This is a genomic window from Salinicola sp. 4072 (genome assembly GCF_036663415.1).
Classification (GTDB): domain Bacteria; phylum Pseudomonadota; class Gammaproteobacteria; order Pseudomonadales; family Halomonadaceae; genus Salinicola; species Salinicola salarius_A.
In genome coordinates this window covers 523-18,237 of record NZ_JAXOVV010000002.1, presented here as the reverse complement: position 1 = coordinate 18,237, position 17,715 = coordinate 523, and the positions used below count along the sequence as shown (strand labels likewise).

17 protein-coding genes are annotated in these 17,715 nt (G+C 61.1%); 11 read left to right on the top strand and 6 right to left on the bottom strand.

Features of this window, described 5'->3' with window-relative positions:
- Window positions 1–80: 80 nt before the first annotated feature.
- The 6 genes from R3F72_RS02385 (at window position 81) to R3F72_RS02360 (ending at window position 6,702) form a co-directional block, all read left to right on the top strand.
- Entirely contained in the window at window positions 81–1,295 is a 1,215-nt protein-coding gene (locus R3F72_RS02385; RefSeq protein ID WP_087717857.1) for a Bcr/CflA family multidrug efflux MFS transporter, read from the top strand.
- Window positions 1,296–1,614: 319 nt separating this feature from the next.
- Window positions 1,615–2,658, top strand: coding sequence for a phosphate ABC transporter substrate-binding protein PstS (pstS, locus tag R3F72_RS02380; protein ID WP_087717856.1), 1,044 nt, complete (start codon window positions 1,615–1,617; stop codon window positions 2,656–2,658).
- 106 nt (window positions 2,659–2,764) lie between these two features.
- Entirely contained in the window at window positions 2,765–3,703 is a 939-nt protein-coding gene (gene pstC / locus R3F72_RS02375; RefSeq protein ID WP_087718097.1) for a phosphate ABC transporter permease subunit PstC, read from the top strand.
- A gap of 16 nt (window positions 3,704–3,719) precedes the next feature.
- Window positions 3,720–4,571 (top strand): phosphate ABC transporter permease PstA, encoded by an 852-nt coding sequence (gene pstA / locus R3F72_RS02370; RefSeq protein ID WP_087717855.1) that lies wholly within the window; start codon window positions 3,720–3,722, stop codon window positions 4,569–4,571.
- A gap of 20 nt (window positions 4,572–4,591) precedes the next feature.
- Window positions 4,592–5,416 (top strand): phosphate ABC transporter ATP-binding protein PstB, encoded by an 825-nt coding sequence (gene pstB, locus R3F72_RS02365; protein ID WP_087717854.1) that lies wholly within the window; start codon window positions 4,592–4,594, stop codon window positions 5,414–5,416.
- A 179-nt stretch (window positions 5,417–5,595) separates the two neighbouring features.
- Window positions 5,596–6,702, top strand: coding sequence for an AI-2E family transporter (locus R3F72_RS02360; protein WP_087717853.1), 1,107 nt, complete (start codon window positions 5,596–5,598; stop codon window positions 6,700–6,702).
- A 197-nt stretch (window positions 6,703–6,899) separates the two neighbouring features.
- On the opposite strand, the gene trxA is transcribed toward R3F72_RS02360, so the two are convergent.
- On the bottom strand, window positions 6,900–7,223 hold the full coding sequence (gene trxA / locus R3F72_RS02355; RefSeq protein WP_071231619.1) for a thioredoxin: 324 nt from the start codon (window positions 7,221–7,223) through the stop codon (window positions 6,900–6,902).
- A gap of 241 nt (window positions 7,224–7,464) precedes the next feature.
- Here trxA and cysB point away from each other — a divergent pair, with 241 nt between their 5' ends.
- Entirely contained in the window at window positions 7,465–8,433 is a 969-nt protein-coding gene (gene cysB / locus R3F72_RS02350; protein WP_071231618.1) for an HTH-type transcriptional regulator CysB, read from the top strand.
- Between the two features lie 130 nt (window positions 8,434–8,563).
- Here the strand turns inward: cysB and R3F72_RS02345 are convergent, their stop codons facing one another.
- From R3F72_RS02345 to pabB, 4 genes are all read right to left on the bottom strand, one after another.
- A complete protein-coding gene (locus R3F72_RS02345) occupies window positions 8,564–9,184 on the bottom strand; it encodes a phosphoadenosine phosphosulfate reductase domain-containing protein (protein ID WP_071231617.1) in 621 nt (206 codons plus the stop codon).
- Between the two features lie 165 nt (window positions 9,185–9,349).
- Window positions 9,350–10,132: an ABC transporter ATP-binding protein gene (locus R3F72_RS02340; RefSeq protein ID WP_332778833.1), complete on the bottom strand. Its 783-nt coding sequence runs from the start codon at window positions 10,130–10,132 to the stop codon at window positions 9,350–9,352.
- The gene (locus R3F72_RS02335; protein ID WP_332778832.1) at window positions 10,129–11,208 is read right to left on the bottom strand and encodes a FecCD family ABC transporter permease; all 1,080 of its coding nucleotides are present in this window, start codon (window positions 11,206–11,208) and stop codon (window positions 10,129–10,131) included. The genes R3F72_RS02340 and R3F72_RS02335 overlap by 4 nt, the downstream gene beginning before the upstream one ends.
- A gap of 79 nt (window positions 11,209–11,287) precedes the next feature.
- Window positions 11,288–12,688 carry an aminodeoxychorismate synthase component I gene (gene pabB / locus R3F72_RS02330; protein ID WP_087717850.1) on the bottom strand — a complete coding sequence of 467 codons (1,401 nt, stop codon included), beginning with the start codon at window positions 12,686–12,688 and terminating at the stop codon, window positions 11,288–11,290.
- A gap of 323 nt (window positions 12,689–13,011) precedes the next feature.
- Here pabB and R3F72_RS02325 point away from each other — a divergent pair, with 323 nt between their 5' ends.
- The 4 genes from R3F72_RS02325 to prpD are packed head-to-tail and all read left to right on the top strand — an operon-like array spanning window position 13,012 to window position 17,336.
- A complete protein-coding gene (locus tag R3F72_RS02325; RefSeq protein WP_087717849.1) occupies window positions 13,012–13,758 on the top strand; it encodes a GntR family transcriptional regulator in 747 nt (248 codons plus the stop codon).
- On the top strand, window positions 13,755–14,639 hold the full coding sequence (gene prpB, locus R3F72_RS02320; RefSeq protein WP_087717848.1) for a methylisocitrate lyase: 885 nt from the start codon (window positions 13,755–13,757) through the stop codon (window positions 14,637–14,639). Before R3F72_RS02325 ends, prpB begins: the two co-directional genes overlap by 4 nt.
- A 37-nt stretch (window positions 14,640–14,676) precedes the next feature.
- Window positions 14,677–15,801, top strand: a complete 1,125-nt coding sequence (gene prpC / locus R3F72_RS02315) for a bifunctional 2-methylcitrate synthase/citrate synthase (RefSeq protein ID WP_332778831.1) — start codon at window positions 14,677–14,679, stop codon at window positions 15,799–15,801.
- A 50-nt stretch (window positions 15,802–15,851) separates the two neighbouring features.
- Window positions 15,852–17,336: a 2-methylcitrate dehydratase gene (gene prpD, locus R3F72_RS02310; RefSeq protein ID WP_087718095.1), complete on the top strand. Its 1,485-nt coding sequence runs from the start codon at window positions 15,852–15,854 to the stop codon at window positions 17,334–17,336.
- Window positions 17,337–17,395: 59 nt separating this feature from the next.
- On the opposite strand, the gene R3F72_RS02305 is transcribed toward prpD, so the two are convergent.
- Window positions 17,396–17,715 (bottom strand): hypothetical protein (locus R3F72_RS02305; protein WP_332778830.1); only part of this gene is annotated, 320 nt, incomplete at its 5' end.

The following is a 17,715-nucleotide window of genomic DNA, read 5'->3' as shown; positions in this document are numbered from 1 at the left end:
GCTTGATTTCCCATGGGTTCCTTCCAGTTTGCCTCCGGCAGGAAAATCGGAGTGAGGCGCCGGAGTGTTAAGGAGAGAGTGTGACGACTTTGAGCGCACGCCGTCTGGCGTTTTTGGTCGCAGCCAATACGGCGCTGGCGCCGCTGGCAATCGATGCCTATCTGCCGGCGATGCCGTCACTGGCTGCTTCGATTGGTGCCAGCGTGCATCATACGGAGCTGTCTCTCAGCGTCTTTCTGTTCGGATTCGCGCTTGGTCAGCTGATTTGCGGGCCGCTTTCGGATCGCTTCGGCCGTAAGCCGGTGTTGATGCTGGGGCTAGGCGTCTTCTTCATCGCCAGTCTGGCGCTGACCCAGGTGGGTTCGCTGGCGACACTGTGGGGGTGGCGGTTCGTGCAGGCGCTGGGCGGCGGGGCCTGCGTGGTGAATTCCGCGGCGATCGTGCGTGACCGATTCAGTGGCCGCGAGGCAGCCAAGGTGATGTCCACCATGGTAATGATCCTGATGATGGCGCCGCTGGTGGCACCCGCCATCGGCAGTGCGTTGCTGAATCTGGCGGACTGGTGGCTGATTTTCCTTTTTCTCGCCGTCTATGCCGCGTTCGTGCTGTGGCTGCTGGGGCGCTATCTCCCGGAAACCCATGGACGCGATCCGCAGGCGCCTTCGGCACGTCAGATCCTCGGCAACTACGTCAGCGTGCTTCGGCATCGCGAAGCGATGGGGTACATCGGTGCGGTGTCGATGTCGTTTGCCGGCATGTTCGCGTTCATCACCGGCTCTCCTTATCTGTACATGGAGCACTACGGGCTTTCGACCACGCTCTATCCTTTCGTCTTCGGCGCCAACATCCTGATCATGGCATCGTCCAGCCGGCTCAATATCCGGCTGCTGAAGACGCGCACACCGCAGCAGAATCTGCTCCTGGGGCTGGGAATCCAGCTCACGGCGGGGTTACTGCTGGTCTCCATGGTGGCGACGGGGCTGGACTCCATCTTCACCGTCGCGCCGCTGATGGTGGTGTTCGTGGGCATGCAGGGGCTGATCAGCCCCAATGCGATGTCGTCGATGCTGGATCATTTCCCGCGCATGAGCGCGACGGCGACCGCGTTGCAAGGCTGTCTGCAGTTTACTTGCGGCGCCGTCTCGGGGGCGCTGGTAGGGGCCTTTGAACTGGCCAGCGCCTGGCCGACGGTGCTGACGATGCTGGGCGCCACGCTACTGGGCAATGTTGCCGTTCGCATGCTGGCCGGCCGGGCGCTCAAACGCCGTGTCGTGTCTGACGAGATGACATCCTGAGCCGTTACCCGAAGCGGCGATATCGTTACCCGATTTGACGTTTGTCATCCTGTTGTCATCAAACCTTGCCACTGTGGTGGCGCGAAGGTTGTCACGGTAATGCTCCGTCAAAGAACCATCGACGATCCTGAAGACTTCAGGCAATCGTTCGATGGTTTTTTCATAACAGGGCGGGCACGACCTCGAAACCTTCGCGATAGTTGCTACATCGGTGTCATAAAACTGTCACGACACTGAAGTACGGTGTGTGCTGAGAGTGTTGGCAACCTTCGCAACGTCGTTATCGCTCACGCATTCAAGGTGGAAACAGGATATCGCTATGCTTAAACACGTCTTCGCAACGCTCATTTCCGGATCGCTGGTTCTGGGTGCCGCTGGTGTTCAGGCCCAGGAAGCCATTACCGGCGCCGGCGCAACCTTCCCGTACCCGGTCTATTCGCAGTGGGCGGACGCCTACCAGGATGAATCCGGTGTCGGCCTCAACTATCAGGCGATCGGTTCCGGTGGCGGCATTCAGCAGATCGTCGCCAAGACGGTCACCTTCGGCGCCAGCGATGCACCGATGACCAAGGAAGAGCTCGACGAGAACGGCCTGATGCAGTGGCCGATGGTCATGGGCGGCGTGGTCGCGGCATTCCACGTCGAAGGTATCGAAGGGGGTTCGCTCAACCTGGACGGCCCGACGCTGGCCGACATCTACCAGGGCAAGATCACCAGCTGGGACGACGAGGCGATCGCCAAGCTGAACCCGAACATGGATCTGCCGGATACCCAGATCACGCCGGTCTACCGTGCGGAAGGCTCGGGCACCAACTTCCTGTTCACGCATTACCTGTCCCAGGTCAGCGAAGATTTCGCCAACAACGTGGGTGAAGGCAAGTCCGTCGCGTGGCCGGCCGGTGTCGGCGCCAAGGCGAACGCTGGTGTCGCCAGCCAGATCGCCAACACCAATGGCGCGATCGGTTATGTCGAGTTCGCTTACGCGGCCCAGAACGACCTGAGCCTGGTGCACCTGAAGAACCAGGCCGGCGAAGTCGTTGCGCCGAGCATGGAATCGTTCATGGCTGCTGCCGCCAACGCCGACTGGAAGGCCGCGCCGGGCATGTATCTGGTGCTGACCAACCAGCCGGGTGACGAAAGCTGGCCGATCACCGGTGCGTCTTTCATCCTGATGCACAAGGAAGTCCAGGACGCCGACGCTGCGCGTCAGGCACTGGAATTCTTCGACTGGGCCTACAACAACGGCAGCGAGATGGCTCAGGAGCTGGACTACGTGCCGATGCCGGAGAACGTCGCCGAGATGGTTCGCGACAGCTGGAGCGAAATCCAGGGTCCGGATGGCGGCGCTGTCTGGAACCAGTAATCCCTGCATGACATGCCGCGACGGTGGGCGGGATACCGCCTCCGTCGCGGCGCTGTATCGAATGCCGCCGGTTGGCGGCATGTTGGCAAGTCGATGAGGAATGAAGATGGCCACCTCCAACGCGATTCAAGCCAGCGGCCTGGGGCATCTCAGCGATGCTGCCCGCAAGCGGCTACGACGCAAGGCACGCATCGATGTATGGTTCGAGCGCACGCTGTTCGCGTTCGCCTTTGCCGTGCTGCTGCTGCTCGGGGCGATCATCGCGTCATTGATGTTGTCCAGCTGGCCGGCAATCCAGCGTTACGGCCTGGACTTTCTTACGGAAAACCGCTGGGCGGCCAACGTCGAGGTCTTTGGCGCACTGCCGGCAATCTACGGGACGCTGCTGACGTCGTTCATCGCGATCGTCATTGCCGTGCCGGTCTCTTTCGGCATCGCTATCTTCCTGACCGAGCGATGCCCCGGGTTCCTGCGTCAGCCGCTGAGCACGTTGATCGAGCTGCTGGCAGGTATCCCATCAATCATTTACGGCATGTGGGGTATGGAAGTGCTGGCACCGTTGCTGCGCACCTGGTTCCCTACGGTCTTTCCCGCCGGTACCGGTCTGACGACGGCGGGCATCATTCTGGCCGTGATGATCATTCCCTTCATCACGGCGGTAAGCCGGGACGTGATCAATACCGTGCCTGCGGTCATGCGCGAGTCCGCCTACGGGCTGGGCTGCACGACCTGGGAAGTGACGCGGCGCGTGATTCTGCCGTCGGTGAAAGGCGGTCTGGTCGGCGGTGTCGTCCTCGGTCTGGGGCGTGCGCTGGGCGAGACCATGGCGGTAACGTTCGTGATCGGCAACAACCTGTTCCTGAACACGACTCTGACCGGGCAGGGCACGTCGATCGCAGCCTTGATCGCCAACCAGTTCTCCGAGTCGGACGGCACTCAGCGCTCGGCGCTGCTGGCGCTCGGTCTGATTCTGTTCCTGATCACCTTTGCGGTACTGGCGTTCGCGCGCTATCTGTTGCGCAACAGTACCGGTCGTCACGCGTAAGCGGCAGGAGAGAGCCATGAATATCAGTCAAACGCCGCTTTACCGCCGACGCAAACGGCTCAATCAGTTGGTGATGCTGCTCTGTCAGCTGGCCACCGTGATCGGGTTCGTCTTCCTGTTCGCGATCCTCTTCACGCTGGTGACCAAGGGCATCGGCGCGATCTCGCCGTCGACCTTCGTCGAGCGTACGCGGATGACCGGCGGCGGCCTGGGCAATGCGATCTGGGGAACGTTCATCATGACCTGCGCCGCGACCCTGATCGGTACCGTCATTGGCGTCGCTGCGGGCACCTGGCTGGCGGAGTATAGCGGCAAGGGACTGATGGCGAAGGTGATTCGCTTCATCAACGATATCCTCCTGTCGGCACCGTCGATCATCATCGGCCTGTTCATCTACGCCGTGGTCGTCGTGCCGATGGGTAACTTCTCCGGCTGGGCGGGCGTGCTGGCACTGACCGTCATCATCGTGCCGGTGGTGATTCGCTCCACCGAGGACATGCTGCGTCTGATCCCCAATTCGCTGCGTGAAGCGGCCGCTGCGCTGGGCGCCCATCGCTGGTGGATCATCGTTCGGGTCTGCTACAGCGGGGCTCGCGCAGGCATCCTGACCGGTATCCTGTTGGGCTTTGCCCGTATCAGTGGCGAGACGGCACCGCTGCTGTTCACGTCGCTGAATTCCAACCAGTGGAATCTATTCGACCTGGGTAGCGAGATGGCCAACCTGCCGATGACCATCTACCAGAACATGACGATCAATGCCTTCATTCCCGACCTGGTTGCACTGGCCTGGGGCGGTGCATTGATCCTGACCGCTGCCATCCTGATTCTGAACATTGCGGCGCGCTATTTCTCGCGCCAGCGTTCCTGATTTCCAGCTGCGAGACTGCCATGACAGCCGATATTTCTCTCAAGCAGAAACGCGACGCCGATCCCGTCGATGCGACGCCTGCTCCCCAGGTTGCTACCAAGTTGCGGGTGGACGATCTGAGCCTCTATTACGGCAAGTTCCAGGCGCTCAAGAACGTCTCCATGGAAATTCCGGAGCGTCAGGTCACGGCCTTCATTGGCCCCTCCGGGTGCGGCAAGTCGACGTTGATTCGCTGTTTCAACCGCATCCATGACCTCTACGAGGGGATCCGGACCGAGGGGCAGATCCTGCTCGACGATCACGACATCTACGATTCGGGCGTCGATCTCAACCTGCTGCGCTCCCGGGTCGGGATGGTCTTTCAGAAGCCGACGCCGTTCCCGATGTCGGTCTTCGACAACGTCGCCTTCGGGATTCGTCTCTACGAGAAGCTCTCGGCACGCGAGCTCGAAGAGCGAGTCGAGTGGGCGCTGCGCAAGGCGGCGCTCTGGAACGAGGTCAAGGACAAGCTCAAGCAGAGTGGTCAGGCGCTTTCCGGCGGGCAGCAGCAGCGACTTTGCATTGCCCGCACCATCGCGGTGAAGCCGGAAGTGATCCTGCTGGACGAGCCGACGTCGGCGCTGGACCCTATCTCGACCGGGTATATCGAAGACCTGATCAACGAGCTCAAGAAGGACTACACGATCGTCATCGTGACGCACAACATGCAACAGGCAGCCCGCATTTCGGATATCACCGCCTTCATGTATCTGGGCAGTTTGATCGAGTGTGACGACACGACCAGGATCTTCACCCAGCCGAAGGAATCCCGGACGGAGGACTACATTACCGGCCGTTATGGTTGATCGCCGAAGATCGGATGTCGATCGAGGTTGGCAGACACGCCCGGGCTCTGGCTCGGGCGTGTCTGCGTTCAGCGTCTGGATAAAGAGGATATTTCCGACACTTTGCATCGTGGCAACGAACCCGTGCAAGGATCGTGCTACTGTCTCGATTCACAGGATGTGTCACTAGGATTATCACTATGTCGCCCGGGCAGGAACCCACGTTTCGGAACGTTCCCTTCAATCTGATGCTGACGCTGGCGTCGCTGACGATCATCATCGCCGGGATACGCGCCGCGGAAAGTCTCATCATCCCGATACTGCTGTCGCTGTTCGTTGCCGTGATCTGTGCCTCGCCGGTCCACTGGCTCTACCGCCGAGGGGTCAATTCCTTTGCGGCCGTACTGATCACGCTGCTGATACTGGGCGGATTGCTGGCGCTGTTCGGCACCTTGCTGGCCAACAGCTTCGCGATGTTCATGGAGAGCTGGCCGGAAACGCAGAAGCAGCTCCAAGGGCACTATTTGACTCTGCTGGAGTGGCTGGCCAACCAGGGGCTCTCCGTCTCGCCGCAGCAGCTTTCCGACATGGTCGACGACTCCGACGACCAGAGCTGGGTCTCCGGCTTTCTCAGCGGCCTGGGCCTAGTCTTGTCCCAGAGTCTGGTCATTCTGCTGATGGTCAATTTCATGCTGTTCGAGACGCTGGATTTTCGCCAGAAGGTGGCCAGGGCACTGACCAATCCGGGGCCGAGTCTGGAGCGGTTCACCGAGTTCAGCTACAACCTCAAGCGCTACATGGCAGTAAAAACCGTGATCAGCCTGATCACGGGGGTGCTGGTCACGATTTCGGCATGGCTCGTCGGGGTGAAGTTCGCGCTGCTCTGGGGGGCGCTGGCTTTCATTCTCAATTACATTCCCAATATCGGCTCGGTGCTGGCCGCGGTGCCGCCGGTCCTGCTGACACTCGCGATGCCGGACGGCGGGGTAGTGAAGGCGCTGATCCTGTCGGGTACCTATCTCACCATCAACTTCATTCTTGGCAACATCGTCGAGCCGCGTGTCATGGGCCGAACGATGGGACTATCGACGCTGGTCGCGTTTCTTTCCCTGGTGGTCTGGGGGTGGGTTCTGGGGCCGGTCGGCATGCTGCTGTCGGTACCGCTGACGATGACGCTCAAGATCGCGTTGGACAGCCATCCCGAGACGCGCTGGATCGCCAAGATGTTGAGCCCCTCGGAGCGTAGACGGCGGCGTCAGCGCAAGGCTCAGGAAGCGCTGGATGAGCTGGAGGAAGAAATCGAGTAGCGATCGGGTAGCGTCAGACACCGAAGATTCGACCGGCCGGACCCAGTTCGAGAGCAGGCTGGCTTGGCCTCTCGAGGTTCCGACTGCCGTTCGGTTACCCGGCGACCGGAATGGCGGCCATGAAAAAGCCGCACTCACGAGAGTGCGGCCTTGAGGATATGGCGAAACCGAGACTATCTGTCGACGGTCTGCCGGTATCAGCCGTTCTGTTCGAGGAACTGCGTCAGCTGGGACTTGGACTGCGCGCCGACCAGCGAAGCGACCTTGGCGCCGGATTTGAACAGCATCACCGTGGGAACCCCGCGCACCCCGTGCTCGGAGGCGATCTCCGGGGCGTCATCGACATTGACGCTGACGACCTTGATATCCTCGGCCTTTTCATCGGCGACTTCATCGACGACGGGCGCCATCATCTTGCAGGGACCGCACCAGGGCGCCCAGAACTTGAGCAGAACGGGCTTGTCCGAATTCAGCACTTCCTGTTCGAAATTGGCCGTGGTGACATCGACGTTGTTGGACATGACGTTAACTCCTGTAGACATTGGGCTCTTACCGAGCTTATGGCGTCGATGTTAGCCCTTGCATGGGATGCTGGCAAATATCCTGGCTTATCGAAACGATAGCGCCAAGTTATTAAAGGTCATTTTTTCATATCCGGAATAGCGTTTTTTGGCCTTCACGTGCTGCCACTTATTGCGTAAAGTAATCTTTAAATCGTTTCTTATGCCATTTTTGGCGAGTCGGGAAGCCACGAGGTCGCTTATGAAGCTTCAGCAGTTGCGCTATGTATGGGAAGTGACACGGCATCAGCTCAATGTATCGGCGACGGCCCAAAGCCTGTTCACGTCGCAACCCGGTATCTCCAAGCAGATTCGGCTGCTGGAAGACGAACTCGGGGTGGAGATTTTCGCGCGCAGCGGCAAGCATCTGACTCGCGTGACACCCGCCGGGGAGGCGATCGTCGAATTGGCCGGCAAGGTGCTGCGAACGGTCGAGGATATCAAGCACGTCGCGCAGGAACATAGCGACGAACGCCGCGGTAACCTGGCGATTGCCACCACGCACACCCAGGCACGGTACGTGCTGCCTGGCGTAATCAGCGAGTTTCGGCAGAAGTATCCGGATGTCGCTCTTCACATGCAGCAGGGGACGCCGAAGCAGATCGCGCAGATGGTCAGTGAAGGGTCCGCGGATTTCGCGATCTGCACCGAGTCGCTGGAGCTGTTCAACGATCTGGTACTGCTACCGTGCTACCGCTGGAATCGTTGCGTGCTCGTACCCAAGGGGCACCCGCTGGCCACCGGCGAGCTGACGCTCGAACGCGTCGCCGAACATCCTCTGGTCACCTACGTTTTTGGCTTTACCGGTCGTTCGCAGCTCGATGATGCGTTCAAGTCCCGGGACCTGACGCCCAATGTCGTGCTTACGGCGGCCGACTCCGATGTGATCAAGACCTACGTGCGCCTGGGACTGGGGATTGGCATCGTTGCGCACATGGCCGTCGACCCCGTTGCCGACAGCGACCTGATCGCCGTGGATGCGTCGCATCTGTTCGAGAGTTCCACCACCAAGATCGGCATACGTCGCGGCACCTTCATGCGTACCTACATGTACGACTTCGTCAAGCGCATGGCACCACACCTCGATCGAGAAACCGTCGAGGCGGCGCTGGCGGCGGGGCCGCGGCACGAGGCCGAGCTGTTCGAGGGAATTCAGCTGCCGGTGCTGTAGAAACCGTGTCGTAGAGGCCGGTTCCTGTCGGGATCGTTTCCAGCAGACGATCTTTTTCTCAACGCATGAGCCCCGCCACTGGCGGGGCTCATGCGTTATAGGGTGCGGACCGAGCGAGACGCGTTGCCGGTCAATGTTGCAAATGCAGACCGCACTCGCGCTTTTCTTCCACCTTGGTCGGATCGAAGTAGTCGAAGTTGTTGGGCAGGTCGTGCTGCTGCAGGTATTGATACATCTGCTTGGCGGTCCAGTGCAGTACCGGAGCCACTTTCAACAGCCCATCGGCATTGCGGGACAGGGGCTGCATGCGCGAGCGCTCCGCGGTGTCTTCTGCCCGCAGTGCCGTGAACCAGACATCCGGCGCCGTCTCGGCCAGGGCGCGGCGGAACGGTTCGAGCTTGACCTCTTCGGTGAACGCCGCGTGACGCGGGTCGTCGATCTGCGGTGTCGGGCCTTCCACTGCCTCGCGATGGGCCCGTGAGCGAAGCGGGTGGTAGATGGTCAGGTTGAGGTCGAGTTGCCTGGTCAGTTCCTCGGCGAAGCGATAGGTCTCCGGCGTGTTGTAGCCGCTATCCATCCACACGACGGGAATATCGGGGCGCACACGAGTGACCAGGTGCAGTATCACGGCCTCGAACGGACGGAAGTTGGTGGTGCAGATCGCCTTCTGATCCAGGCTCAGTGCAAATTCGGTAATGGCCAGCGGATCGTGGCCGATTTCACGGTTCAGGGCATCGAGGTCGAACGCCATGGCTGACTCCTTCAGGGTGGTCACGCCGCAAGGTGGGCAAAATCCGACGGGGCGTGGAATGGCTGTCACTCTAGCAAGGGCGGCCAGGCATCGACCAATACCGTTTGGTTAGATGGATATATAACCAGATTATCTAGTTGGCGTTAGAAATCAATCTTCTGATTATTAGTCACCCAGCCGGTGCAGGGCCGATAGCGGGATGACACGAGGCGGGGCCTCGATCGGCCATTCCACATGGGCTTCGATAGCATAGATGTCTCGCAGGCGCTCGGGGGTCAGCACTTGCTCTGGCATGCCGCTGACAATGTGTCGACCTTCCTTCACGACCCACAGATGATCGGCGAAGCGGGCGGCCAGGTTGAGATCGTGAATCGCGAGAACGATGACGATCCCTTCGCGGCGCGCCAGACGCCGAAGATAGTCGAGCACCTGCAGTTGGTGGTGCAGGTCCAGCGCGCTGGTCGGTTCATCGAGCATCAGCAGCTTCGGTTTTCGCACGATCGCCTGCGCGATCGCGACTCGCTGGCGCTGACCGCCGGAAAGCATGACCAGCTCGCGCTCGGCCAAGGGGTCGAGTTCCAGCGATGTCAGGGCTCGTTCGACCGCCGACAGCGCGGTGGCGGCGGGCTCGGCAACCTGCGTGCGACGAGCGAGCAGGACGGCTTCGAAAACACTCAGCGCCGCCTGGGTGCTGGTATCTTGGAGAAGATAGTAGAGGCATTGGCTGCGCTGCTCGAGAGATAGCGCATCGAGTTGCCGTTCGCCCAGCCGGATGCGACCGCTGGCCGCTTCGATGCCGGCGATCGCCTTGAGCAGCGTCGATTTGCCCGAGCCGTTGGGGCCGATCAATGCCGTGATCTCGCCCGGTCTTGCGCTCAGGCCGGAGAGATCGTGCAGTATTCGACGCTTCCCCAGCGAACAGTCGAGATGATCGATGGTGAGAGTCATCGCCATGGCTCCCGGCGCGAACGCAGGATCAGCGAGACGAAGAACGGCAGGCCGATCAGGGCCGTCAGGATGCCGATCGGCAGCAGGATGCCGGGAATCAGGGTCTTCGACAGGATCGAGGTCAACGACAGAATCAGGGCGCCGGTCAGCGCGGACATCGGCAGGAACACGCGCTGGTCCTCGCCTACCAGGAGGCGCGCGATGTGCGGACCGACCAGGCCGATGAAGCCGATGGTTCCCACGAAGGCGACGGCCGTCGCCGACAGCAGTGCGCAGCACAGCAGCATGCGCAGCCGAAGTCTGCCGACATCGATACCCATCGCTTTGGCCTGAACGTCTCCCAGTCGCAGGGCGGTCAGTCGCGACCGTGCCCTGACGAAGATGGGTATCGTGACCAGCAATGCCAGGCCGGCGAGCCCGAGCTTTCCCCAGCTGGCCTTGTCCAGGCTGCCCAGCGACCAGAACATCAGCTGCTGCAGCGACTCGGCGGAAGCGACGTACTGCAGGATTCCCAGCAGCGCGTTGAAGAAGAACATGATCGCGATGCCCATCAGCACCATCGTCTGGATGCTGACGCCGCGTAGTCGACTCAAGGCCCATATCGCCAGGGAGGCGAACATGGCCAGCAGGAAGGCGTTACCGGTCAGCAGCAGCGTGCCGGCCACCGGCAGGAGGCCGAAGTCGAGCACGATGGCCAGCGCGGCGCCGAAGCTGGCCGCCGAAGAGATGCCGAGCGTGAACGGGTCGGCGAGCGGATTGTCGAGCAGAGTCTGCATCTCCGCACCAGCGACGGCGAGACTGGCGCCGACGATGATAGCCATCAAGGCGACCGGTAGCCGAATCTCCCATACCACGATCTGGAGGACGCGAGACACCTCCGACGGTGCGACCAACGCTTTCAGCACGTCGGGAAGGGCATAGGCACCCGGGCCGGTGGCGACATCGGCCAGGAGAGAAGCCAGGACCGCCAGGGCGGTCAGGACGATCAACCCCCGCTGACGCCGCTGGCGGGCCAGGTAGCGAGCAGCCGTGGATTCCGGCTTCGCGATGTGAGGCAAGCGAGTGGTGGCTTTCAAGGCAAGAATCGATGTCTAGAGGTGGCGTCGGGCGGCGTCAGCCAGGGAAAGGCTATCAGAAATCGGGCTCGCGACGGCTTCAACCCGCTAACGCTTGCATCAGTCGTGCGATCTTGGCCAGCGTTTCCTGATATTCGGCCTCTTCGTCGGAATCCGCGACCAGCCCGCCGCCGCCCCAGATATGTAGCGTGTCTCCATCGGCGATGACGGTACGGATCGCGATCGAGGTGTCGAGACGGCCGCGACGATCGAGATAGCCGAGACTGCCACAGTAGACGCTACGTTGAGAGGGCTCCAGCTCGTCGATGATCTGCATGGCGCGATGCTTGGGGGCGCCGGTAATCGAGCCGCCGGGAAAAGCGGAAGCCAGCAGATCCAGCGGCCTCGCACCGATTGCGAGTTTCCCATGCACGATACTGACCAGATGATGTACGTTGGCATAGCTCTCCAGTCCGCAGAGCTGGGGAACCGTGACGCTGCCGGGCCGGCAGACACGGCCGAGGTCGTTGCGGAGCAGATCGACGATCATGACGTTCTCTGCGCGATCCTTGGCACTCTGCTGTAGCTCTGCTGCCAGACGCCGGTCGTCCTCGGGCGTCGAGCCACGGGGGCGAGTCCCCTTGATCGGGCGGGTTTCGACCCGTCCATCGGCGATACCGATGAAGCGCTCCGGCGACAGCGACAGAATGGCTTGGTCCTCCCAAGCGAGATAACCGCCGTAGGGCGTCGGCGTGGCCTGACGAAGACGTTGGTACGCCTGCCAGGTGCTCCCCTGGAAATGGGCGGTAAAGCGCTGGGCCAGGTTGATCTGATAGCAGTCACCCGCGTGAAGGTAGTCCATGACCCGCTGAAAGCGCTGTGTATAGCCGGCGCGATCCAGGTCGGCCACGAAGGGGCGGGTCAGGGTGAAGCCGGGCCGTGTCGGCGTTGCAGGCTCGTTCAGCCAGGCCATGACCTGCTGGCGACGTTCGGCCGTGGCGACAACGAACGTGCGCCGGGCGTAGTGATCCTGAATCAGCGCCCAGTCGTAGAGCCCGAGCCTGGCCTCGGGCAGCCCGGGCCCCGGTCGGCGGGCGGCTCGCCGGGCAGCGTCGTCCGTCGCATCGTGAGCCTTGACCAGCGAATAGCCCCAGTAGCCGAGCAGGCCGCCGAGAAAGGGAAGAGCGCTGGCCCGCGCCGCGACGGTGTCCGACAGTCTCGGCAGCAGTTCGGTCTCGGCGTGCTCCAGCAAGGCCTGCTGTGCCGCGAAGGGGGCGGCGGGCAGTGGCATCGACGGCTCGCAACGAGGGTGGCCGTCATCGATGGTCAGCATCGCCAGCGGATCGCTGCTGAGAATGTCGAAGCGTCCACCCGGGGCGCCCGGACGGCCGCTGTCCAGTAATACGGCACCGGGACGCGACTGCAATCGTTCGAAGAGCGACGTGGGATCGGAGGTATAGGGAAGGTCGGCTATCTCGAGCCACGGTCGCGCGTCAGCCATGAACACCTTTTTCCTGACGAATGAAACAACGACACGGCATCGAAAGCCTTGTCATGCGGGCAACGAATGCCTGGCGGCAAGTCTATCGGGAGTCGTGATGATGAGCGAGGTCTTTGCGCTCTCGTGGGGCGAACGTGAATGGCGCCGGGAGCGGAAGCGTATCTGCCGGTGTCTGGCCGCTTGTGGAATTGATTGTCGACAATGATGCAGAAAGAAGTTTGTGGTTTTCGACTAAAGTGCGATATCTGCGACGTTTTTTCCATTGCCCCGGGAAAACGGGGCGCCTATGATTGGGTCTTCGCCCTTTGATTGTTAACAACTTAATGTTTCAACCAACTTCCGATGCGCACGATGCCGACACCGAACTTCCTGTAGTTCGTACCCTGGCCGAGCGCGTTTTCCACCAGCTTCAGCGTGCCATCGTTCGTGGCGAGCTGCCACCCGGCACGCGCATCACGGAGCCGGACCTCTCGTCGCATTACGGTATCTCCCGGGGGCCGTTGCGGGAAGCCATGCGCCGGTTGGAAACCTATCGCCTGATCGAGCGCGTGCCCCATGTCGGTGCCCGGGTCGTCAAGCTGTCGATGGACGAGCTGCTGGAGCTGTTCGACGTGCGTGAGGCGCTGGAGAGCATGGCGGCGCGACTGGCCGCGAAGTCGATGACCGCCGAGGAAATTGCCGGGCTGCGAGAAGTGCTGGCTTTTCACGAACGTCAGGAAGACTTGTCCAGTGGAGAGGCTTATTACCAGCGCGAGGGCGATCTCGACTTTCATTATCGCATCGTGCAAGGCAGCCACAATCGCATGCTGATGACCTTGCTGTGCGATGACCTCTATTACCTGGTGCGGCTCTATCGTACCCAATTCAGTGCCAAGGGCTCCCGGCCGCAACGAGCGTTCGTCGAGCACCATCGTATCGTCGATGCGATCGAAGCGGGCGATGCCGAGCTGGCCGAGCTGCTGATGCGCCGCCATGTCAGCGCCTCTCGCGAGAACGTCGCTGCCCATTATGCCCGTACGCTGGGAGAGGAGGCGTCCGACTCTCCCGACATCCCGAGGATCGAATCATGACTCAACCAAGCCCCGGCGCCCGCTTTCGTGAAGCGCTCGATCGCCACCGTCCGTTGCCCATCGTCGGCGCCATCAATGCCTATAGCGCGATGATGGCAAAGGCGGTCGGGCATCATGCCCTTTATCTGTCCGGCGGCGGGGTGGCCAACGCGTCCTACGGGCTGCCGGATCTGGGCATGACCACGCTCAACGATGTGGTGGAAGACGCCCGTCGCATTACTGGCGCCTGCGATCTGCCGCTGCTGGTGGATATCGATACCGGCTGGGGCGGGGCTTTCAACATCGCCCGCACGATCAAGGAGATGGAGCGCGCCGGTGTTGCCGCGGTTCACCTCGAGGACCAGGTGGCGCAGAAACGCTGCGGCCATCGTCCCAACAAGGAGATCGTTTCCCAGTCGGAGATGGTCGATCGTATCAAGGCGGCATCCGATGCCCGTCACGACGCGGATTTCTATCTCATCGCGCGCACCGATGCCTTCCAGAAGGAGGGTCTGGCCGCTGCGATCGAGCGGGCTAACGCCTGTATCGAGGCGGGCGCCGATGCGATCTTTGCCGAGGCGGTGCATACCCTGGATGACTATCGGGCGTTCTGCGAGGGCGTCGAGGCACCCATCCTCGCCAATATCACCGAGTTCGGGGCTACGCCGCTATTTACCCAGCAGGAGCTGGCCGAGGTCGGCTGTCGCATGGTGCTTTATCCGCTCTCGGCTTTCCGTGCGATGAATGCCGCGGCACTCAAGGTGTATCGGGACATTCACGCCAAAGGGCATCAGCGAGACGTGGTCGATCTGATGCAGACACGAGAAGAGCTCTACGACTTCCTCGACTATCACGCCTTCGAACGCAAGCTCGATACGCTCTTCGAGAAAGGGGGCGACTGAGTCGCAGCCAGGAAGAAGACTATCGGAGGAGACTACCATGGCGGAACGACCCAAAAGCACCGGGCTGCGCGGGCAGAGCGCCGGCTCGACCGAAATCTGCACGGTCGGCAAGAGCGGCTCGGGGCTCACCTATCGTGGCTACGACATCCAGGCGTTGGCGGAGAATGCGCGCTTCGAAGAGGTCGCCTACCTGCTGCTCAAGGGGGAGTTGCCCAATCAGCGTCAATTGGATGACTACGTTGCGCTGCTCCAGCGTTCCCGTTCGCTGCCGGAGGCGCTGAAGAAGGTATTGGAGCAGGTCCCGTCCGATGCGCATCCGATGGATGTACTGCGCACGGGGACTTCCATGCTGGGCAATCTGGAAACCGAGCAGCGCAGGGAAGATCAACAGCGCCACGCGGACCGGCTGCTGGCGGTCATGCCGTCGATTCTCAATTACTGGTATCGATATTCACATTACGGCGAGCGCATCGAGACCGAAACCGACGACGACTCCGTGGGTGGTCACTTCCTGCATCTGCTTCACGGCAAGCCGGCCTCCGAGTTGCACGCCAAGGTGATGAACGTCTCGCTGATTCTCTATGCCGAGCACGAGTTTAACGCCTCGACCTTCACGGCGCGGGTGTGTGCGTCGACACTGTCGGATCTGCACAGCTGCGTTACCGGGGCGATCGGCTCGCTACGCGGACCGTTGCATGGCGGTGCCAATGAAGCGGCGATGGAAATGATCAGCCGCTGGTCGACGCCGGACGAGGCGGAGCGCCATATTCTCGAAATGCTCGAGCGCAAGGACAAGATCATGGGCTTCGGCCATGCGATCTATCGCGAGTCCGATCCTCGTAACGCGATCATCAAGGGATGGGCCAGACAACTGGCGGATGACGTGGGCGACAATCACCTCTATGCGGTGTCGCAGCGTGTCGATGAAGTCATGTGGAGAGAGAAGAAGCTCTTCCCCAATGCCGATTTCTATCACGCCAGCGCCTATCACTTCATGGGCATTCCCACCAAGTTGTTCACGCCGATCTTCGTTTGCTCCCGTTTGACGGGATGGTGCGCACACGTCTTCGAGCAGCGCGCCAACAACCGTATCATCCGTCCCAGTGCCGATTATGTCGGACCGGAAAAACGCGACTGGGTGCCGATCGAGCAGCGTCAATGATATCGGCTTCGAACATCGAGCCGGACAAGTCACAAATCAAAGGAAATGCCATGAGTGCCAACGTCGATTTCAACCAGCGCCCCGATTACGATCCGGAGCTTCAGGCGATTGCGGATTACGTGCTCGACTATCGCATCGAAAGTCGGGAAGCGCTGGATACTGCGCGTCACTGTCTGATGGATACGCTGGGATGCGGACTGTTGGCACTGCGTTTTCCGGAATGCACCAAACATCTGGGGCCGCTGGTAGAAGGTACGATCGTTCCGCACGGGGCCCGGGTACCCGGTACTCCGTTTCGACTCGATCCGGTGAAGGCGGCCTGGGATATCGGCTGCATCATCCGCTGGCTGGATTACAACGACACCTGGCTGGCGGCGGAATGGGGGCACCCCTCCGATAATCTCGGCGGCATTCTGGCGGTGGCCGATCACTTTTCCCAGCAGCGCCTGGCAAAGGGCGAACAACCGCTGACCCTTCGTGATGTACTCGACGCCATGGTCATGGCCCACGAGGTACAAGGCGTGCTGGCGCTGGAGAACTCGTTCAATCGTGTAGGCCTGGATCACGTCGTGCTGGTCAAGGTGGCATCGACGGCTGTGGTCGCCAAGCTGATGGGCGCCAACCGCGAGCAGTTGCTCTCGGCGCTTTCTCATGCGTTCGTCGATGGGCAGAGTCTGCGCACCTACCGCCACGCACCCAATGCCGGATCGCGCAAGAGCTGGGCGGCAGGGGATGCAACGTCCCGGGCGGTGAGGCTGGCCGATATGGCGATGCGGGGCGAAATGGGCGTTCCGGGCGTACTTTCCGCGCCGCAGTGGGGGTTCTACGATGTCCTGTTCAGCAAGACCAACAGGGACCAGGCGATCAAGCCCGAGGCCGAGCGTGCCTTTCGCGTGTCTCAGCCCTACGGGACTTACGTGATGGAGAACGTCCTGTTCAAGATCAGCTTCCCGGCCGAGTTTCATGCCCAGACCGCGGCCGAAGCAGCCGTTGCACTACATCCTCAAGTGCGCGATCGCCTGGACGAGGTCGAGCGGATCGTGGTGACCACGCACGAATCTGCCATCCGCATCATTTCCAAGGTGGGGGAGCTCGCCAACCCCGCCGATCGGGATCACTGCCTGCAATATATGATCGCCGTGCCGCTGGCGTTCGGTGACTTGACCGCCGAGCATTACGAGGATGACTTCCATCGGGCGCATCCCGTCATCGATCTCCTGCGTGACAAGATGGAGATCGTAGAAGACGAGCGATACAGCCGCGAGTATCACCAGGCGGACAAGCGCTCCATCGCTAACGCCATTCAGGTCTTCTTCAATGACGGAACGCACACCGACCGGGTGGCGGTGGAATATCCCCTCGGGCATCGACGTCGGCGGGAGGAGGGGATTCCCCTGTTGAAAGAGAAGTTTCGCCGTAACCTGGCAACGCGCTTCCCGGCACAACGAGGCGAGCGGATACTCGCCTTGTATGAAGATGCTGCGCAGCTCGAAGCGATGCCGGTCAATACCTTTCTGGAGCACTGGATTATCTAAGAGAGAAGGCCTCGAGGTGACTGTTTGATGACGACTGGGTCGTATCATCAACTTTTTCTTCATCCAAGGGTTGCCAACTGCCGGTGAGAGTCGTAAAGTACGCATCCGCTGACGCCGAGACAGGGTTTCGGAGGCAGCGGAGAAGAAAGCCAAGCGTTTGATTTGATTGAAGAAATCGGTTGACGCAAGGCGGTGAAGCCGGTAAGATCGCTTCCCAGTTCTTCGAAGGATCGGCTCCACCAGGTTTGACCGGAGCCAGCGGGATTCAACGAAAAAGATGTTGACATCGCCGCCAAGATCCTTAAAATACGCCACTCCTTACGGCGGCCCAGAAAACAAGCGCTGACAAGCACTTGGGTTCGACAACGGCAAAGTAAGG